The organism is Achromobacter sp. UMC71, from assembly GCF_014170305.1.
In the GTDB taxonomy this organism is placed as follows: Bacteria; Pseudomonadota; Gammaproteobacteria; order Burkholderiales; family Burkholderiaceae_B; genus Achromobacter.
The window spans coordinates 241,710-260,025 of sequence record NZ_LZZT01000015.1; the positions used below are offsets into that span (position 1 = coordinate 241,710).

General features: G+C 59.6%; 12 protein-coding genes, 2 tRNA genes, 3 rRNA genes and 1 other RNA gene. 5 read left to right on the plus strand and 13 right to left on the minus strand.

The features are described 5' to 3' along the window. The first annotated feature begins 13 nt into the window (after nt 1–13). Both A9974_RS07380 and A9974_RS07385 read left to right on the plus strand, forming a co-directional pair. Nucleotides 14–1,990: an ATP-binding protein gene (locus A9974_RS07380; RefSeq protein WP_255468065.1), complete on the plus strand. Its 1,977-nt coding sequence runs from the start codon at nt 14–16 to the stop codon at nt 1,988–1,990. Next, nucleotides 1,974–3,398 (plus strand): sigma-54 dependent transcriptional regulator, encoded by a 1,425-nt coding sequence (locus A9974_RS07385; protein ID WP_255468066.1) that lies wholly within the window; start codon nt 1,974–1,976, stop codon nt 3,396–3,398. Before A9974_RS07380 ends, A9974_RS07385 begins: the two co-directional genes overlap by 17 nt. A gap of 153 nt (nt 3,399–3,551) precedes the next feature. Here the strand turns inward: A9974_RS07385 and rrf are convergent. The 6 genes from rrf to A9974_RS07415 all read right to left on the minus strand — a co-directional run bounded on the left by rrf (nt 3,552) and on the right by A9974_RS07415 (nt 10,671). Further along, nucleotides 3,552–3,664: ribosomal RNA gene (gene rrf, locus A9974_RS07390) — 5S ribosomal RNA — on the minus strand. A gap of 202 nt (nt 3,665–3,866) precedes the next feature. Continuing rightward, nucleotides 3,867–6,751 (minus strand): 23S ribosomal RNA (locus tag A9974_RS07395). A 321-nt stretch (nt 6,752–7,072) separates the two neighbouring features. Then, nucleotides 7,073–7,148, minus strand: a tRNA-Ala gene (locus tag A9974_RS07400). Nucleotides 7,149–7,181: 33 nt separating this feature from the next. After that, nucleotides 7,182–7,258 (minus strand) — tRNA-Ile (locus tag A9974_RS07405). A gap of 134 nt (nt 7,259–7,392) precedes the next feature. Further along, a 16S ribosomal RNA gene (locus A9974_RS07410) occupies nt 7,393–8,923 on the minus strand. The 16S, 23S and 5S rRNA genes sit together here with 2 tRNA genes alongside, the layout of an rRNA operon. A 1,271-nt stretch (nt 8,924–10,194) precedes the next feature. After that, nucleotides 10,195–10,671 (minus strand): Lrp/AsnC family transcriptional regulator, encoded by a 477-nt coding sequence (locus A9974_RS07415; RefSeq protein WP_183003466.1) that lies wholly within the window; start codon nt 10,669–10,671, stop codon nt 10,195–10,197. Nucleotides 10,672–10,828: 157 nt separating this feature from the next. On the opposite strand from A9974_RS07415, the gene hppD reads away from it, so the two are divergent. Further along, on the plus strand, nt 10,829–11,941 hold the full coding sequence (hppD, locus tag A9974_RS07420; RefSeq protein WP_183003467.1) for a 4-hydroxyphenylpyruvate dioxygenase: 1,113 nt from the start codon (nt 10,829–10,831) through the stop codon (nt 11,939–11,941). Between the two features lie 89 nt (nt 11,942–12,030). Here hppD and msrA read toward each other — a convergent pair whose 3' ends face one another. From msrA to ilvD, 3 genes are read right to left on the minus strand one after another with little or no spacing between them, the layout of a single operon-like run. Then, nucleotides 12,031–12,585, minus strand: coding sequence for a peptide-methionine (S)-S-oxide reductase MsrA (msrA, locus tag A9974_RS07425; RefSeq protein ID WP_183003468.1), 555 nt, complete (start codon nt 12,583–12,585; stop codon nt 12,031–12,033). A gap of 27 nt (nt 12,586–12,612) precedes the next feature. Further along, nucleotides 12,613–12,948, minus strand: coding sequence for a c-type cytochrome (locus tag A9974_RS07430; RefSeq protein WP_183003469.1), 336 nt, complete (start codon nt 12,946–12,948; stop codon nt 12,613–12,615). Further along, nucleotides 12,932–14,617, minus strand: coding sequence for a dihydroxy-acid dehydratase (ilvD, locus tag A9974_RS07435; protein ID WP_183003470.1), 1,686 nt, complete (start codon nt 14,615–14,617; stop codon nt 12,932–12,934). Before ilvD ends, A9974_RS07430 begins: the two co-directional genes overlap by 17 nt. A 155-nt stretch (nt 14,618–14,772) precedes the next feature. On the opposite strand from ilvD, the gene lgt reads away from it, so the two are divergent. Next, nucleotides 14,773–15,561 (plus strand): prolipoprotein diacylglyceryl transferase, encoded by a 789-nt coding sequence (lgt, locus tag A9974_RS07440; RefSeq protein WP_183003471.1) that lies wholly within the window; start codon nt 14,773–14,775, stop codon nt 15,559–15,561. Here the strand turns inward: lgt and A9974_RS07445 are convergent. The 4 genes from A9974_RS07445 to A9974_RS07460 all read right to left on the minus strand — a co-directional run bounded on the left by A9974_RS07445 (nt 15,536) and on the right by A9974_RS07460 (nt 17,451). Further along, entirely contained in the window at nt 15,536–16,306 is a 771-nt protein-coding gene (locus A9974_RS07445) for an SIMPL domain-containing protein (RefSeq protein ID WP_183003472.1), read from the minus strand. The genes lgt and A9974_RS07445 overlap by 26 nt on opposite strands. A 74-nt stretch (nt 16,307–16,380) precedes the next feature. Then, nucleotides 16,381–16,565, minus strand: a non-coding RNA gene (gene ssrS, locus A9974_RS07450) — 6S RNA. A gap of 44 nt (nt 16,566–16,609) precedes the next feature. After that, nucleotides 16,610–16,921 carry a cell division protein ZapA gene (locus A9974_RS07455; RefSeq protein ID WP_025137459.1) on the minus strand — a complete coding sequence of 104 codons (312 nt, stop codon included), beginning with the start codon at nt 16,919–16,921 and terminating at the stop codon, nt 16,610–16,612. Beyond that, entirely contained in the window at nt 16,921–17,451 is a 531-nt protein-coding gene (locus tag A9974_RS07460; protein WP_183003649.1) for a hypothetical protein, read from the minus strand. Before A9974_RS07460 ends, A9974_RS07455 begins: the two co-directional genes overlap by 1 nt. 396 nt (nt 17,452–17,847) lie before the next feature. Here A9974_RS07460 and A9974_RS07465 point away from each other — a divergent pair, with 396 nt between their 5' ends. Beyond that, nucleotides 17,848–18,312 (plus strand): tripartite tricarboxylate transporter TctB family protein, encoded by a 465-nt coding sequence (locus tag A9974_RS07465; RefSeq protein ID WP_183003473.1) that lies wholly within the window; start codon nt 17,848–17,850, stop codon nt 18,310–18,312. Nucleotides 18,313–18,316 lie beyond the last annotated feature (4 nt).

Sequence of the window (18,316 nt, forward strand, 5' to 3'; positions counted from 1 at the left end):
CCCGCACAAACTTATGCCTCCCCATTCCTCGCCTCCCGGGGCGCCGCCCGCCGCGCCGCCTCACGCGGACACCACCCCGTCCAAGACGGCCCTGCCCAGCCCTCATCCGCCGGGCATAGGCTGGCGCTGGGCACTGCTGATCCTGCTAGCGGTGGGCATCATCTTCGGCACGCTGCATGCCGCCAGCCAGTGGGCCCGCGAAGGCGCGCTCAACGAAGCCGCCCTCCAGGCCCGCAGCGCGGGGCAGATCAACGCCGCCCTGCTGCGCAACAACCTGGACAAATTCCGCGCCCTGCCCTTTGTGCTGACGCGCGACGTCGACCTGCGCGCCACGCTGCAAAATCCCACGCCTGCGCAGATCGAGTCCCTGGATGAAAAGCTGGACACCCTGAGCCGCGGCGTCGGCGCATCGGCCATCTATGTCCTGGACAAGAGCGGCTACGCTATCGCGGCCAGCAACTGGCGCGAGCCCGCCACCTTCGTCGGCGTCGACTACCAGTTCCGGCCGTATTTCCAAGGCGCCGTGGCGCATGGCTCGGCCGAGCACTTCGCGCTCGGCACCATCAGCCATGAAGCCGGCCTGTACCTGTCGCGGCGCGTGGATGACACCAACGGCGCCATGCTGGGCGTGGTGGTCCTGAAGGTCGATTTCCGCGACCTGGAGGCCGACTGGCGGCAATCGAACGCTCCCATCTTCGTCACCGACGAGCACGGCGTGGTGCTGCTGGGCAGCCTGCCTGACTGGCGCTTCCGGGTGCTGGCGCCGCTGGCGCCCGACCTGGCCCAGACACTGCGCACCAGCCTGCAGTTCGGCGACGCCATGTTCCAGCCCGTGCCGCTGCGCCCGCCGTTGAAAACGGTCAGCGGCGGCCAATTGGTACGCGCCGACGATCCGCTGCCGCAGATTCCCGCCGGCGCGCCTCTCTTGCACACCACCCTGCCCATCGTCGAATCGCCCGGCTGGACGCTGCATCTGCTGTCGCCCGTGCAGTCGGCGCTGAACCGCGCCACCGCCAACGCGCAACTGGGCGCCCTGCTCGCGCAGGGCGTGCTGTCGGCCGTGATCGGCATTTTCCTGTACCGCCGCCACCGCAACCGCGAACGCGCCGCCCAGCAACTGGCCGTGCGTCAACAACTGGCCGCCCAGGTCGAAGAGCGCACCGCCCAACTGCGCGAGGTCAATCAGCAATTGCTCGCGCAAATGGACGAACGCCAGCGCACCGAAGCTCGGCTGCACACCATGCAGGACGAACTGGTGCAGGCCAGCAAGCTCGCCCTGTTGGGCCAGGTAGCCGCCAGCGTCGCGCACGAGATCAATCAACCGGTTTCCGCTATTCGCGCCTATGCCGACAACGCCGCCGAATTCCTGCGCCGCCAGGACAACGCTTCGGTCGACGAAAACCTGGGCACCATCGCCTCGCTCACCGAACGCATCGGTCACATCACTGGCGAGCTGCGCGCGTTTTCCCGCAAGGCGGGTGCCTCGGTCGGGCCCACCAGCCTGAAAGAGGCGCTGGACGGCGCATTCCTGCTGGTCGGCCCGCGTGCCCGGCGTCAGGGCGTGACCCTGCAGCGTCCGCCCGCCGAGCCCGACTACCGGGTGCAAGCCAACCGCATCCGCCTGGAACAGGTGCTGGTGAACCTGCTGCAAAACGGCATGGATGCCCTGGAAGGCCAGGCGGACGGCCGGATCATCATCGCCATTCAGGACATGGGCGCATCGGTGCAGCTCTTCGTCAACGACAACGGCCCCGGCCTCTCACCCGCAGCCAGCGCGCGCCTTTTCACCCCATTCCACACGACCAAGGCCGAAGGCCTGGGGTTGGGCCTGGTCATCTCGCGGGACATCGTCGTCGAGTTCGGCGGCGACCTGCGGGCCGCCCATCCCGGAGACGCCATTTTCCCTGCGCCCCACGGCCCCGGCCGCGGCGCCATGTTCACCCTTACGCTGCGCAAGTCGCCGCCCTCCATCCATGACCCGCGTACCTGACCCAGCTCCGGCTCCTGCCGCCCTTGCCGCCCTGGAAGACGCGCCCGGCAAACCGCTGACGCCCCACGTCGCCTTCATCGACGACGACGAGGAACTGCGCCGCGCCAATGTGCAGACGCTCAAGCTGCACGGCATCGCCGTGCACGCCCACGCCAACGCGCGCAGCGCGCTCAATACACTGAACCGCGATTTCGATGGCGTGGTGGTCACAGACATCCGCATGCCGGATATCGACGGCTTGCAGCTGTTCCAGCGCCTGCGCGCCATCGATCCGGAGATTCCCGTCATTCTGATTACCGGCCACGGCGACATCGCCACCGCGGTGCAGTGCATGCGCGACGGCGCCTACGACTTTCTGGCCAAGCCCTATCCGCCTGACCGCCTGGTCACCGCCATTACCCACGCCGCCGAAAAGCGCCATCTGGTGCTGGAAAACCGGCGGCTGCGCGAAGCCGCCTTTGCGGTGGAAGCCGACGAAGTCCCCTTCATCGGTACCACGCCGGCCATGCAGCGCATCAAGCAGACGTTGCGCCACATCGCCGACGCCGACGTGGACGTGCTGGTCGAAGGCGAAACAGGCACGGGCAAGGAGGTGGTCGCCACCGCACTGCACCGCTTGAGCCGCCGGCGCCACCGCGCGCTGGTCGCCATCAATTGCGGCGCCCTGCCCGAAAGCGTGATCGAAAGCGAGTTGTTCGGCCATGAGGCCGGCGCATTCACCGGTGCACAGAAGCGGCGCATCGGACGCATCGAACACGCCAGCGGCGGCACCCTTTTCCTGGACGAAATCGAAAGCATGCCGCTGGCCGTGCAGGTCAAGCTGCTGCGTGTGCTGGAATCCCGCCAGATCACGCCATTGGGCAGCAACGATGTCCGCAGCCTGGACCTGCGCGTCGTCGCCGCCACCAAGGAGGATCTCGGCAGCCCGGCCATTCGCGCCAAATTCCGCGAAGACCTGTTCTACCGGCTCAATGTCGTCACCATACGCATCCCACCGCTGCGCGAACGCCGCGAAGATATCCCGCTGCTGTTCGCCCATTACCTGGGCCACGCATCACGCCGCTTCCACCGCGACATCCCCGACATGCCGGCCGACATCAAGCATCATCTGCTGACGCACGATTGGCCCGGCAATGTTCGCGAACTGGCGCACTTCGCCGAACGCTTCGTGTTGGGCGTGCTCAACGCGCCCGCCGCGGTGGCCCCTGTGCAAGACACCGGCCCTGGCACCCTGCCCGAAAAGATGGAGCGTTTCGAAGCCCAGCTCATCCGCGACGCCCTCTCCGCCCACCAGGGCGACGTGCGCGCCACGCTGGAAACCCTGGGCATTGCCCGCAAGACCTTCTACGACAAGCTCCAGCGCCACGGTATCGACCGTCAGGATTACACCGGCGGCACACCGGTCTAGATCAACGACAGTATCGGGCAAGAAAAAACCCCTGGGCGGCGTAGCCGCACAGGGGTTTTCTTTTTGGGGTTTGATCTTTTCCGGCGCGCCGATCCGGCGCCGCAAAGACAAAACCCCACAGGCGCTGAGCCTATGGGGTTTTGAGCAATAAAAGCCTGACGATGACCTACTTTCACAGACGTCCGTCCACTATCATCGGCGCAAAGGCGTTTCACTGTCCTGTTCGGGATGGGAAGGAGTGGTACCACCTTGCTATGGTCGTCAGGCGTAACTGGTTGAGTTATTGCTTTGTGGGCAACAACTCCAATCTTGGAAGAAGCGCAACGTGTGGGTAATCAGAGCTAGCAGCTCGATGATTACGCACAGTGGGGTGTAATTGGTGTTGGCTGGCTGCTGACGGGGCAGCCAGATTTTGTATTGAACGACACTTGGAACGCTATATCACCAGGTCATAACCATCAGTGTTATAGGATCAAGCCTCACGAGCAATTAGTATCGGTTAGCTTAACGCATTACTGCGCTTCCACACCCGACCTATCAACGTCCTGGTCTCGAACGACTCTTTAGGGGGATCAAGTCCCCGGGATACCTAATCTTCAGACGAGTTTCCCGCTTAGATGCCTTCAGCGGTTATCTCTTCCGTACTTAGCTACCCGGCAATGCCATTGGCATGACAACCGGTACACCAGAGGTACGTCCACTCCGGTCCTCTCGTACTAGGAGCAGGCTCCGTCAAGTATCCAACGCCCACGGCAGATAGGGACCAAACTGTCTCACGACGTTTTAAACCCAGCTCACGTACCTCTTTAAATGGCGAACAGCCATACCCTTGGGACCGGCTACAGCCCCAGGATGAGATGAGCCGACATCGAGGTGCCAAACACCGCCGTCGATATGAACTCTTGGGCGGTATCAGCCTGTTATCCCCAGAGTACCTTTTATCCGTTGAGCGATGGCCCTTCCATTCAGAACCACCGGATCACTATGTCCTGCTTTCGCACCTGTTCGACTTGTCAGTCTCACAGTCAAGCACGCTTATGCCATTGCACTATCAGCACGATTTCCGACCGTACCTAGCGTACCTTCGAACTCCTCCGTTACACTTTGGGAGGAGACCGCCCCAGTCAAACTGCCCACCATGCACTGTCCCCGATCCGGATAACGGACCAAGGTTAGAACCGCAAACAAACCAGGGTGGTATTTCAAGGATGGCTCCACGTGATCTAGCGACCACGCTTCAAAGCCTCCCACCTATCCTACACAGGCCGGTTCACAGTCCAATGCAAAGCTACAGTAAAGGTTCATGGGGTCTTTCCGTCTAGCCGCGGGTAGATTGCATCATCACAAACACTTCAACTTCGCTGAGTCTCAGGAGGAGACAGTGTGGCCATCGTTACGCCATTCGTGCAGGTCGGAACTTACCCGACAAGGAATTTCGCTACCTTAGGACCGTTATAGTTACGGCCGCCGTTTACCGGGGCTTCGATCAAGAGCTTGCACCCCATCACTTAACCTTCCGGCACCGGGCAGGCGTCACACCCTATACGTCGACTTTCGTCTTTGCAGAGTGCTGTGTTTTTAATAAACAGTCGCAGCCACCGATTCTCTGCGACCCCATCATGCTAAGCGCGCAGGCGCTTCACACTACCGGGGTATACCTTCTCCCGAAGTTACGGTATCAATTTGCCGAGTTCCTTCTCCTGAGTTCTCTCAAGCGCCTTGGAATATTCATCCCGTCCACCTGTGTCGGTTTGCGGTACGGTCTCGTACAGCTGAAGCTTAGAGGCTTTTCTTGGAACCACTTCCAATCACTTCGCAAGCAATGCTCGCTCGTGCCATACCCTTGATTTACGCGCCCGGATTTGCCTAAGCGCCATCTTCGATACAGCAACAGGGACATCCAACACCCTGATGATCTTCCGCGATCCGTCCCCCCATCGCACTGTACGACGGTACTGGAATATTAACCAGTTTCCCATCAGCTACGCATCTCTGCCTCGCCTTAGGGGCCGACTCACCCTGCGCCGATGAACGTTGCGCAGGAAACCTTGGACTTACGGCGAGGGGGCTTTTCACCCCCTTTATCGCTACTCATGTCAGCATTCGCACTTCTGATACCTCCAGCAGCCTTTACAAGCCACCTTCGCAGGCTTACAGAACGCTCTCCTACCGCGTGCACTAAAAGTGCACACCCGCAGCTTCGGTTTATCGCTTAGCCCCGTTACATCTTCCGCGCAGGACGACTCGATCAGTGAGCTATTACGCTTTCTTTAAAGGATGGCTGCTTCTAAGCCAACCTCCTGACTGTCTATGCCTTCCCACTTCGTTTCCCACTTAGCGATAATTCGGGACCTTAGCTGGCGGTCTGGGTTGTTTCCCTCTTGAGTCCGGACGTTAGCACCCGGTGCTCTGTCTCCCAAGCTGTACTTGCGGGTATTCGGAGTTTGCCATAGTTTGGTAAGTCGCCATGACCCCCTAGCTATAACAGTGCTCTACCCCCCGCAGTAATACTTGAGGCACTACCTAAATAGTTTTCGGAGAGAACCAGCTATTTCCAGATTTGTTTAGCCTTTCACCCCTATCCACAGCTCATCCCCTAATTTTTCAACATTAGTGGGTTCGGTCCTCCAGCACGTGTTACCGTGCCTTCAACCTGGCCATGGATAGATCATCTGGTTTCGGGTCTACACCCAGCGACTGAATCGCCCTATTCGGACTCGCTTTCGCTACGGCTTCCCTATTCGGTTAACCTTGCCACTGAATGTAAGTCGCTGACCCATTATACAAAAGGTACGCAGTCACCCCACAAGGAGGCTCCTACTGTTTGTATGCATACGGTTTCAGGATCTATTTCACTCCCCTTCCGGGGTTCTTTTCGCCTTTCCCTCACGGTACTGGTTCACTATCGGTCGATCACGAGTATTTAGCCTTGGAGGATGGTCCCCCCATCTTCAAACAGGATTTCACGTGTCCCGCCCTACTTTTCTTACGCTTAGTTCCACACACAAAATTTCATCTACAGGGCTATCACCTGCTACGGCCGGACTTTCCATTCCGTTCGATTATCTTGCATGCTAAAACGTAAAGGCTCTTCCGATTTCGCTCGCCACTACTTTCGGAATCTCGGTTGATTTCTTTTCCTCGAGCTACTGAGATGTTTCAGTTCACCCGGTTCGCTTCCACTAGCCTATGTATTCAGCTAGGGATACTGCATCGCTGCAGTGGGTTTCCCCATTCGGATATCTACGGATCAAAGCTTGTTTGCCAGCTCCCCGTAGCTTTTCGCAGGCTACTACGTCCTTCATCGCCTGTGATCGCCAAGGCATCCACCATATGCACTTAGTCGCTTGATCCTATAACGCTGTAGGCTATAGGACCTGAGTATTAGCGTTTGTGCCGTTCATAAGTTTCAAAGCAGTCTGAAGTGAATCACTTCAGTCTTGAGAACTTGGAACAAAATAATGCAATCACAACCCGTACTTATCTTCATCAGCTTGCGCCGAGTACTTGATAAGTACATTTCGTTGTGCTTCTTCCAGATTGTTAAAGAACGAATATAGCTGTTAGGTAAAACCTAACTCATAAGACCGTGCGCTTATCAGCACACGACGCTATGAGTTAGCCTCTACACGACACCACCAGGCGATCGCTTGAAAACCAAGCCCAAGAATCAATGGTGGAGGTGAACGGGATCGAACCGATGACATCCTGCTTGCAAAGCAGGCGCTCTCCCAGCTGAGCTACACCCCCATATTCCAACACAGTCACCTGCGCAGAAATACTTGGTGGGTCTGGTTGGATTCGAACCAACGACCCCCGCCTTATCAAGACGGTGCTCTAACCGACTGAGCTACAGACCCAAAACCTTCTCGGATCAGTAGTCAGGATGCCATGGACACAGGGAGGAATCCCTCTACCCAAGCCCACAACCGATCCCAGCTATATATCAAACAACCGATAAGAGTGGACACTTAACACGAGCACTTTAGCTCTGAAAGGAGGTGATCCAGCCGCACCTTCCGATACGGCTACCTTGTTACGACTTCACCCCAGTCATGAATCCTACCGTGGTAATCGCCCCCCTTGCGGTTAGGCTAACTACTTCTGGTAAAACCCACTCCCATGGTGTGACGGGCGGTGTGTACAAGACCCGGGAACGTATTCACCGCGACATGCTGATCCGCGATTACTAGCGATTCCGACTTCACGCAGTCGAGTTGCAGACTGCGATCCGGACTACGATCGGGTTTCTGGGATTGGCTCCCCCTCGCGGGTTGGCGACCCTCTGTCCCGACCATTGTATGACGTGTGAAGCCCTACCCATAAGGGCCATGAGGACTTGACGTCATCCCCACCTTCCTCCGGTTTGTCACCGGCAGTCTCATTAGAGTGCCCTTTCGTAGCAACTAATGACAAGGGTTGCGCTCGTTGCGGGACTTAACCCAACATCTCACGACACGAGCTGACGACAGCCATGCAGCACCTGTGTTCCGGTTCTCTTGCGAGCACTTCCAAATCTCTTCGGAATTCCAGACATGTCAAGGGTAGGTAAGGTTTTTCGCGTTGCATCGAATTAATCCACATCATCCACCGCTTGTGCGGGTCCCCGTCAATTCCTTTGAGTTTTAATCTTGCGACCGTACTCCCCAGGCGGTCAACTTCACGCGTTAGCTGCGCTACCAAGGCCCGAAGGCCCCAACAGCTAGTTGACATCGTTTAGGGCGTGGACTACCAGGGTATCTAATCCTGTTTGCTCCCCACGCTTTCGTGCATGAGCGTCAGTGTTATCCCAGGAGGCTGCCTTCGCCATCGGTGTTCCTCCGCATATCTACGCATTTCACTGCTACACGCGGAATTCCACCTCCCTCTGACACACTCTAGCTCGGTAGTTAAAAATGCAGTTCCAAAGTTAAGCTCTGGGATTTCACATCTTTCTTTCCGAACCGCCTGCGCACGCTTTACGCCCAGTAATTCCGATTAACGCTTGCACCCTACGTATTACCGCGGCTGCTGGCACGTAGTTAGCCGGTGCTTATTCTGCAGGTACCGTCAGTTTCCCGGGGTATTAACCCGGGACGTTTCTTTCCTGCCAAAAGTGCTTTACAACCCGAAGGCCTTCATCGCACACGCGGGATGGCTGGATCAGGGTTTCCCCCATTGTCCAAAATTCCCCACTGCTGCCTCCCGTAGGAGTCTGGGCCGTGTCTCAGTCCCAGTGTGGCTGGTCGTCCTCTCAAACCAGCTACGGATCGTCGCCTTGGTGAGCCGTTACCCCACCAACTAGCTAATCCGATATCGGCCGCTCTAATAGTGCAAGGTCTTGCGATCCCCTGCTTTCCCCCGTAGGGCGTATGCGGTATTAGCTACGCTTTCGCGTAGTTATCCCCCGCTACTAGGCACGTTCCGATACATTACTCACCCGTTCGCCACTCGCCACCAGACCGAAGTCCGTGCTGCCGTTCGACTTGCATGTGTAAGGCATCCCGCTAGCGTTCAATCTGAGCCAGGATCAAACTCTTCAGTTTAATCTCTGTATTTGTTCGTATTTCTTAACCCCCGAAAGGGTCGAGTCATACGTCGCTACTCAAAGGAAGTGAGGTATGTTCTTAAACTTGACGTCTAAGGTACTTCACTTCTAGTGAGCACTTGATTTCATTGTGCTTGTGACTGGGGTTTAAAACCCGGTCACTGCACTCGCATCAAGCGCCCACACTTATCGGTTGTTTAATTGTTAAAGAGCGGCACTGCTAAATTCTGTACTGCGCTTACTTCTTACTGCCTTCTGCCCTTAACTTCGGCTAACTTCGCTTTCGCGTCGTCGCTGTCGTTGCAGCAGAGAAACGAGATTATGAAGAAGTTTTTATCGCTTGTCAAGTCAGCTTCGTTTCGTCTTAAAACTTTCGTTCTTCAACTCAACCTGCCGCCCTGCCTTGCGACCCCTTCAGGTCTCGCCCTAGCAGCTATCGAAATATCAGGGTTAACCCTAAGTTTTCGGCAACTGCCAAGCCTGAAACTATAACACAACTTTTGCAGATTATGCAACCGGCTTTTGCCTAATTTGCATCCTATCTTGCAACCCCGCCGCTTTTCGTGAATCGCTTCACTTTCGCAGCAGCCCCGGGACACCCCAGAGGTTGGTTACCGCCCAGATGACTAGCAACTTGACTCAGACCACCCTACCGGGTAAACCCTGATTCGCTGTCACCAGCCAAGCCCAAGACTATAGCACAATTTTTGCAGATTGTGCAACTGGCTTCTGCCTGATTTGCACCTTCTTTTGCAAAACCCACTGACTGCTGGTTCGAGAGCTGTTGCCAACCCATCGCCTTGGAGCCCTGCGGCAGATCCGTTCGCGCTTGCGTCCCGATCCGTTGCACTTGCTTGGCCTCGCTGCTCACAAAACTGCTTGAACTGCGAAGGAGCGAGACTATAGCACAGAATTTCGGCTTGTCACGCCAGGATGACACCCGCTTTGCAGAAAGATGATGTTTTCGGGGGACGCATCCCTTGAGACCCGTCATTCCTGTAGCTGCTCCTCCATATAGCGGAGCAGCCTGGCGCGGACAGATCCCGCTATATAGGCAGGGCACGTCTATATATAGATAAGAGACCCATCTCATCCAGCGGGCCTCCTGCCTTAGCCCCCGCCGACCGACGTCCTATCTAAACCGGCGCCCTATCCATATATAGGAGAGCCGACTATAGGAGAGCCGACTTGGCCTGCTTAGGTTCGCCACCCTTGCGCCCTCTTACTCTTATATAGAGCGCACGCGAAAGTCCCGCTCCACCCCACGGACTACAGCCGCAGTTCGGTGGTTTCCTTAATTTGCTGGAGCGCGAAGAAGGAGCGCATGTCGACCACCGCGGGGTGGCGCATCAGGGTGTCCATGGCGAACCTGGAGAAGTGGGCCAGGTCGGCAACCTGGATGCGCAGCAGGTAGTCCATGTCGCCGGACATGGCATAGCACTCGACCACTTCGGGCCACAGTTGCACATCGCGGGCGAAGTCGCTCATCGGGGCGTGGCTGGAGCCGCTGTACTTGTTCAGGCGGATGTTCACGTAGGCCAGCAGGCCCAGCCCCACCTTTTCGGCATCGATCAGCGCGACGTATTTCTTGATGAAGCCCTTTTCTTCCAGGCGCCGCACCCGACGCAGGCACGGGCTGGGTGACAGGGATACGCGATCGGCCAACTCCTGATTACTGAGCCGGCCATCCCGTTGCAACTCGGCCAGAATCCTTAGATCTGTCCTATCAAGCTCTAAGTCAGACATTTTCAGCCCCATATGTTTTATCTTCGGCAATATTATTGCCCAACAGGACGGCTTTCGCGACATGTTTGCAATTGTCTGCCTGCCTTTCCTCCCTACAATCTCCATCCTAGACTTGAAGAACAAGTCGTCCGCTACAACGATTCAAGGGAGCAGACTTATGAGCAGCGCATTCCAACCCTGGGACAACCCGATGGGCACAGCCGGGTTCGAGTTCATCGAGTACGCCGCGCCGGACCCCGCCGCGCTGCGCAAAGTGTTCGAACTGCTGGGCTTCAAAGCCATCGCCAAGCACCGCCACAAGGACGTGACCTTGTACCGTCAAGGCGGCGTGAACTTCCTGATCAACGCCGAGCCCGATTCGTTCGCGCAGCGCTTCGCCCGCCTGCATGGCCCATCCATCTGTGCGATCGGCTTTCGCGTGCAGGACGCCGCCGCCGCGTACAAGCGCGCGCTGGAGCTGGGCGCCTGGGGCTTTGACTCGCATAGCGGCCCGATGGAACTGAACATCCCCGCCATCAAGGGCATCGGCGATTCGCTGATCTACCTGGTCGACCGCTGGACGGGCAAGGAAGGCCACGGCGGCATTGGCGACATCAGCATTTACGACGTCGACTTCGTGCCGGTAGATCCGGGCAATGCACAGGCCGACCTGAACCATCGCGGCGCCGGCCTGACCCTGGTCGACCACCTGACGCACAACGTGCACAAGGGCCGCATGGCGGAATGGTCGGAGTTCTACGAGCGCCTGTTCAACTTCCGCGAAGTGCGTTACTTCGACATCGAAGGCAAGGTGACGGGCGTGAAGTCCAAGGCGATGACCTCGCCCTGCGGCAATATCCGCATTCCGATCAACGAGGAAGGCACGGAAGAGAAAGGCCAGATCCAGGAATATCTGGACCTGTACCGCGGCGAAGGCATCCAGCACATCGCGATGTCGACCGAAGACATCTACGGCACCATCGAAGCATTGCGCGCCAATGGCGTGGTGTTCCTGGATACGCCGGAAACCTACTACGAGCTGCTGGACCGCCGCCTGCCCAACCACGGCGAAGACGTGGCCCGCCTGCAGAAGAACCGCATCCTGCTGGACGGTGCCCCCGACGGCGGCCTGCTGCTGCAGATCTTCACCGAAAACCAGATTGGCCCGATCTTCTTCGAGATCATCCAGCGCAAGGGCAACGATGGTTTCGGCGAGGGCAATTTCAAGGCCCTGTTCGAATCGATCGAACTGGATCAGATGCGCCGCGGCGTGGTGAAAACCGTCGACTGACCGCTTCCCCCTCCAGCGCGTGGCGCGATGCGCCGTGCGCTGGCTTTGAAACCTCACCTTGGGTGAGGTTTTTTTTGCCTGCGCCGGCGTTATTTCGTCAGGCGATCCTGGAACTGCTTGCGGAATTTGGCCACCTTGGGCGCGATCACGAACTGGCAATAGCCCTGTTCGGGATGCAGGGCGAAGTAGTCGCGGTGGTAGTCCTCGGCTTGCCAGAATTTGGCGGGCGCCAGCAACTTGGTGACGATGGGCGCGTCGTAGATTTTCTGGGCGTCGACTTCGGCGATGATGGCCTGGGCCTGCTCGCGCTGCGTGTCGTTCTGCCAGAAGATGGCCGATTCGTACTGCGGACCGATGTCGTTGCCCTGGCGGCCCGGCGTGGTTGGATCGTGCGTGGCGAAGAACACGCGCAAGAGATCGCTGTACGACAGTTCGGCCGGATCGAATTCGATGCGGGCCACTTCGATGTGCCCGGTGTCCTTGCCGCAGACCTGTTCGTAGCTGGGGTTGTCCACATGGCCGCCGCTATAGCCGGGCAGCACGCTTTTGACGCCGCGCAGGTCAGTGAAGACCGCTTCGACGCACCAGAAGCAGCCGCCGCCAAGAACGGCGACTTCATTGCCTGGGGAGGGTTGTTCTGCCATGACGATTCCTTTCTAAAGACGATAAGACTACTGCTTGGCCGGCGCCAGCGACAAGATCCATTCGGCCAGGAGGCGCGCGTCTTCCGGGCTGACGTGCGTTTGCGCTGGCATGGGCACGGCGCCCCAAGCCCCGCGGCCGCCCCCGCGGATCTTGCCGGCCAGGTAATCCACCATGGCGGGACCTTGCCCGGCATAGCGTTCGGCCACGCTGGCCAGCGGCGGCCCCACGCGCTTGGCCTCCACCTGGTGGCAGGCCATACAGGCCTTGTTCTTGGCCAGGTCCAGGCCGGTGGTCTGGGCCTGCGCCGCGCCTGCGACCAGCAGGCCGGCGGCGGCCACCCACAAACTACGTATCAAATGCATCGGTTACTGCCCCACGGCTCGCGGTGCTGGCGAGCTTGCCGAACTTGGCAAGCACACCGCGTGTATAACGCGGCTTGGGCTGGACCCAGGCCTGGCGACGAGCCGCCATCTCTTCGTCGCTGATGTTGAGCTGCAGCAGCAGCTTGTGGGCATCGATGGTAACCGAATCGCCCTCGCGGATCAGCGCGATCGGGCCGCCCACGAAGGCCTCGGGCGCGACATGACCCACGACCATGCCCCAGGTGCCGCCGGAAAAGCGGCCATCGGTGATGAGGCCGACGGTTTCGCCCAGCCCCTGTCCGATCAGCGCGGAGGTGGGCGCCAGCATTTCGCGCATGCCGGGCCCGCCCTTGGGACCTTCGTAGCGGATCACGACGACGTCGCCGTCGACGATCTGGCGCGCCATGATAGCGGCCATGGCGTCGTCTTCGGAATCGAAGACCCGCGCCGGTCCGGTGATCACGGGATTCTTCAAGCCGGTGATCTTGGCCACGCAGCCTTCGGGCGAAAGGTTGCCTTTGAGGATAGCCAGGTGGCCTTGGGGATACAACGCGCGGTCCAGCGGCATGATCACGTCCTGGTCGGCACGCGGCGTATCAGGAACATCCGCCAGGGTTTCGGCGATTGTCTTGCCGGTGATGGTGATGCAGTCGCCATGCAGCAGCCCTGCGTTGAGCAGCAGTTTCATGACTTGCGGGATACCGCCAGCCTGATGCAGGTCGGTGGCGACATACTTGCCGGACGGCTTCAGGTCGCAGAGCACGGGTACGCGCTTGCGGATGCGCTCGAAGTCGTCGATGGTCCACGGCACTTCGGCGGCGTGCGCGATGGCCAGGAAATGCAGCACGGCGTTGGTCGAGCCGCCCGTGGCCATGATGACCGATACCGCGTTTTCAATGGATTCGCGGGTGATGATGTCGCGCGGACGCAGGCCGCGCCGCACGGCATCCACCAGGACCCGGGCGGATTCGGCGGCCGACACGACTTTTTCGTCGTCGACATTGGACATGGTGCTGGAATACGGCAGGCTCATGCCCATGGCCTCGAAGGACGAGCTCATGGTGTTGGCGGTGTACATGCCGCCACAGGAGCCCGAACCGGGAATGGCGCATTTTTCGATCTGCTTGAAATCGGCTTCGGGCATGCGCCCCATGGTGTATTCGCCCACCGCTTCGAAGACGGACACGATAGTCAGGTCCTTGCCTTTGTAGTGGCCCGGCTTGATGGTGCCGCCATAGACATAAATGCCAGGCACGTTCATGCGCGCCAAGGCGATCATGCCGCCCGGCATGTTCTTGTCGCAGCCACCGATGACCACCACGCCGTCCATCCACTGGCCCTGCGCGGCGGTCTCGATACAGTCGGCGATGACCTCGCGCGACACCAGGGAATACTTCATGCCCTCGGTGCCCATCGACATGCCATCGGAGATGGTAGGCGTGCCGAAGACCTGGGGATTGGCGCGGGCGCCGCGGATGGCGTCGATGGCGGCATCGGCCAGGCGCTGCAGGCCGCTGTTGCAGGGCGTAATGGTGGAATGGCCATTGGCCACACCGATCATGGGGTTTTCGAAGTCGGCTTCCTGGTAGCCCAGCGCGTAATACATGGCGCGGTTGGGGGCCCGGGCGACGCCGTGGGTGATATGGCGGGAACGTTCGTTGTGCGACATGGTCTGTTGTCTCCTGTCGGCCGTCAGGGCGCGGACGTGGCGGCCGCGCCTAGCCTGGCAACCAGATACCGGCCTGTGGCGAGACCCCTGCGGATGTCGATACACCTCAGGGCTCGCCGGTTATTATCATTCAACTTTATTGTGTCGGGCGGAACATGCTGCAATATCCAAAATTCGACCCCGTTGCCCTGCAGATCGGGCCGCTGTCCATCCATTGGTACGGGCTGATGTATCTGGTGGGCTTCGCCCTGGTGTACCTGCTGGGCCGCCGGCGCATCACGCGCGGGCACACCACGTCGCTGAACGTGCGCGACCTGGAAGACCTGATCTTCTACAGCGTCCTGGGCGTGGTGCTGGGCGGGCGGCTGGGCTACGTGCTGTTCTACAAGCCGAGCTACTACCTGTCGCACCCGCTGGAAGTGTTCTATCTGTGGGAAGGCGGCATGTCCTTCCATGGCGGCCTGATCGGCGTGATCCTGGTGATGCTGCTGTTCGCCCGTAAAAAGGGCCTGCCGTTCTTTGCGGTCAGCGACTTCATCGCGCCGCTGATTCCGCTGGGACTGGGCTTTGGCCGCCTGGGCAACTTCATCAACGGCGAACTGTGGGGCCGTCCGACCGACGTGCCTTGGGCGATGGTGTTTCCGAGCAGTGGCGACGGCGTGCCCCGCCATCCCTCGCAGCTCTATGAGCTGGGCCTGGAAGGCATCGTGCTGTTCGCGCTGATGTGGTGGTTTTCGAGCAAGCCGCGCCCCCTGGGCCAGGTGAGCGCGGTATTCCTGATGGGCTACGGAACGTTCCGTTTCCTGGTGGAATTCACCCGCGAGCCGGACAATTTCCTCGGCCTGCTCGCGGGGGGATTGAGCATGGGGCAGTGGCTGTCCCTGCCGATGGTCGCCCTGGGCGCCATCATGTTCAGCATTACTGCAAAACGATCGTCCCGTTAACCGAGATGCTGACCGTGACGTCTCCCGCTTCCAGGGGGACGTCGGCGCTGAAACCGGCGCCGCCCGAGGCGTCCTTGGCCATCGCGCCCATCATGCGCGGCATGGGCGTCACGCCGCCGGAACCGCCCAGCTCGAGCTTGCTCAGGCGGTAGCCGGAGAAACCGAAGGCATTGGAGGCGGCCAGCGCGCGATCCTTGAAGGCCTGCGCAGCTTCTTTCAGCAGCTTGCGCTCTTCGGCTTCGCGGACTTCGCGGGACAGCGAGAAGCTGATGTTCGAGATGGCGGTCTTGTCGGACAGCGTGGAGGCCAGCGCCGCCGCGGCCGGGAAGTCCTTCGATTCCAGGATGATCTCGCCCTGGCCGCGCCAGCCGGCGTTCTTGACGACCTTGCTGCCGCTGCTGGAATTGGGCCAGACATTGAAGCTGCCGGTGCGCACGTCCACGCCCTTGGTGTCACGGGCGCGCTTGGCGACATCGTCCAGCATGGCGGTCAGCTTCTTGCCAGCGGCCGGCTGATCCGCGGCCTCGACCTCGGCGGACAAGGTGATGCGCACCGTGTCCTGCTTGACCTCGGACGAAGCCGTGGCCTGCAGGGTCAGTTCCGGCGACCGGTTGGCCGCGGACTCCGTCGCGGCAGGCGCGGGGGCCTGTGCTTGCGCGAAAACGGGCTGTGCAACGGCAAGAGCAGCCACGGCTGCGCACGCCGCGCCAAGTTTGGTCAGCGAAAAAACAGGGGGTTTGAACATGGACTGGTCCTATGAGGGAGGACGATGGGGGAGGCGCCCGACGCGGACCTGCGCTGATGGCAGGCCCGCTGGGTAGATGCCCCGCCTGTGCCGTCAAGGCCGGCATCTCGAACCCTGAGGTTCAAGGTGGTCGCGTTCCGAAGAGCGTCGGGTTCGTCTACGAGAGACAATCACTCCAGCTCTGCACTCCCGCAACCAATATGCCATAAGACATAGGTTCAGAGAATGTATGGCCAGGTCACGGACACGGCAGGGACAAACTGAAAATACTGAAAAAAACTGGGTGAAAACTGCGGATGAACGTCAGAGCAGCTTTTCTTGACCCGACAAGGCATCGTCGAGGACTGCGTTCATGTCCTCAATTCTACGCTTGAAGTCGCCGACCGCCAAACCGCCCAACGGACCGTCAGGTGCTTTCATGGCGAGAAGCTCGCCAGCGACCTGCAACGCGGCCATGACGGCGATGCGTTCGTTGCTGGAGACCTTGCCGGTGCCCTGGATGCGCAGCATGAGCTGGTCCACGTGGCGCACGGCAGCCATCAGCGTGGGCTTTTCTTCGGCGGAGCACGCCAGCGAGTAGTCGCGCCCCAATATCGTTACGTCAACGCGTTCCATCAGTGTTGCTCTCCGGACGGCGCACCCGGCAAGCGGGCCAGGACGGCGTCGATGCGCTCGCGGGCCGCAGCCGCGGCCACGCGCAAGCGCTGTAGTTCAGCGTCGCGGACTTGCAGGCTGCCCTGCAGCTCGGTTTCCCTTGCGGAGAAGCGCGCTTCGAGCGAATGACGCTCGGCGGTTTCGCGAGCGAGCTGTTCGCGCAAGGCGACTTCAGCCTTTTGCGCCTGCTCGAGCATCGCGGTCACGGCGCCGTCATTGTCTTGCAGCTTGCTCTGCAAGGCGGCGATGTCGGCATCGCGCTCGGCGGCGCGTTGCTTCTGCACGCGCTGCTCGGCTTCGGATTCATTCAGGCGCGCGCGCAAGGCGTCGCGCTCGGCATGGAGGTGCCGGGTGCGTTGCACCAGTTGCCCGATACGGGCGGCGAGTTGGTCTAGGTCTTGCAGCATGGGCGCTATCGTAAACCATCCAGGTGGGAATCGGGCCTCTTCACGCAAGGTGAGAAACACGGCAATATTCAGTAGGAAATGCAGCTGTCATTCCAGCGGCGGGCAACATAACCGATCAGGGCCGACTAGAAAAGTCCCGCGCAACGGAAATCAGGGGGATCGCTCCACCCCGCTTTCGCATTTCTTTCTATAAACTTTCACTTAGCTTTCAAAACGCCATCAATCTGCCCGCCCCGTTACATCTGGGGATCGGGAGTTCCCCAATTCTAGGGAAAACCCCAGGCTTTCACCGAGCTTACAGGGTTTGCATCGTCGCGGGTGTCCATTACCATTCGGCCTTTCAAGAAGCCTCGCCGACGCTTTCAAAAGAACCCAAGGCACCGCGACGTGCCTTTTTTGTGCCTGTCACTCGCCTTTCGGCCAGCGCGACGGATCACAAACCTTTTTTATCTACATGCTGTAAACAGGAGCCAACCAATCATGCAGCTACGCAATCGACAGGACTTCTGGTCGGGGGTGATGTTCATCGCCCTTGGACTGGGATTCGCCTGGCAAGCCAGCAGCTACCAAATGGGTACTGCCGCCCGGATGGGCCCCGGGTATTTTCCTTTCTGGCTAGGCATTGTTCTGGCATTGCTGGGCGCAATCGTGCTGCTTGGCTCGATGTCCAAGAAGGCCCACGAAACCCATGTCGACAAATTCGACTGGCGCATCGTGCTGCTGGTGGTCGGGTCCGTGGTCATCTACGGCCTGGTCCTCAAGCTGCTGGGCATCTATATCTCGGTGTTCATTCTGGTTGTGATCAGCAGCCTGGCGAGCCACGAGTTCAGCCTGAAGGTCGCCGTCGCCAACGGCATCTTCCTGGTGGTGTTCTCGTATCTCGCATTCGTCAAGGGGCTGGGGCTGATTTTCCCGCTGTGGCCGTCGTTTCTGGGCATGAACTAAGGAG

Bases quoted from the DNA above. Each gene is read 5' to 3' on its own strand.
- A9974_RS07415 (WP_183003466.1), bottom strand. From the start codon at position 10,671: ATGTCTGACTTAGAGCTTGATAGGACAGATCTAAGGATTCTGGCCGAG.
- A9974_RS07445 (WP_183003472.1), bottom strand. From the start codon at position 16,306: ATGTTCAAACCCCCTGTTTTTTCGCTGACCAAACTTGGCGCGGCGTGC.
- A9974_RS07380 (WP_255468065.1), top strand. From the start codon at position 14: ATGCCTCCCCATTCCTCGCCTCCCGGGGCGCCGCCCGCCGCGCCGCCT.
- A9974_RS07455 (WP_025137459.1), bottom strand. From the start codon at position 16,921: ATGGAACGCGTTGACGTAACGATATTGGGGCGCGACTACTCGCTGGCG.
- hppD (WP_183003467.1), top strand. From the start codon at position 10,829: ATGAGCAGCGCATTCCAACCCTGGGACAACCCGATGGGCACAGCCGGG.
- A9974_RS07385 (WP_255468066.1), top strand. From the start codon at position 1,974: ATGACCCGCGTACCTGACCCAGCTCCGGCTCCTGCCGCCCTTGCCGCC.
- lgt (WP_183003471.1), top strand. From the start codon at position 14,773: ATGCTGCAATATCCAAAATTCGACCCCGTTGCCCTGCAGATCGGGCCG.
- A9974_RS07430 (WP_183003469.1), bottom strand. From the start codon at position 12,948: ATGCATTTGATACGTAGTTTGTGGGTGGCCGCCGCCGGCCTGCTGGTC.
- A9974_RS07465 (WP_183003473.1), top strand. From the start codon at position 17,848: ATGCAGCTACGCAATCGACAGGACTTCTGGTCGGGGGTGATGTTCATC.
- ilvD (WP_183003470.1), bottom strand. From the start codon at position 14,617: ATGTCGCACAACGAACGTTCCCGCCATATCACCCACGGCGTCGCCCGG.
- msrA (WP_183003468.1), bottom strand. From the start codon at position 12,585: ATGGCAGAACAACCCTCCCCAGGCAATGAAGTCGCCGTTCTTGGCGGC.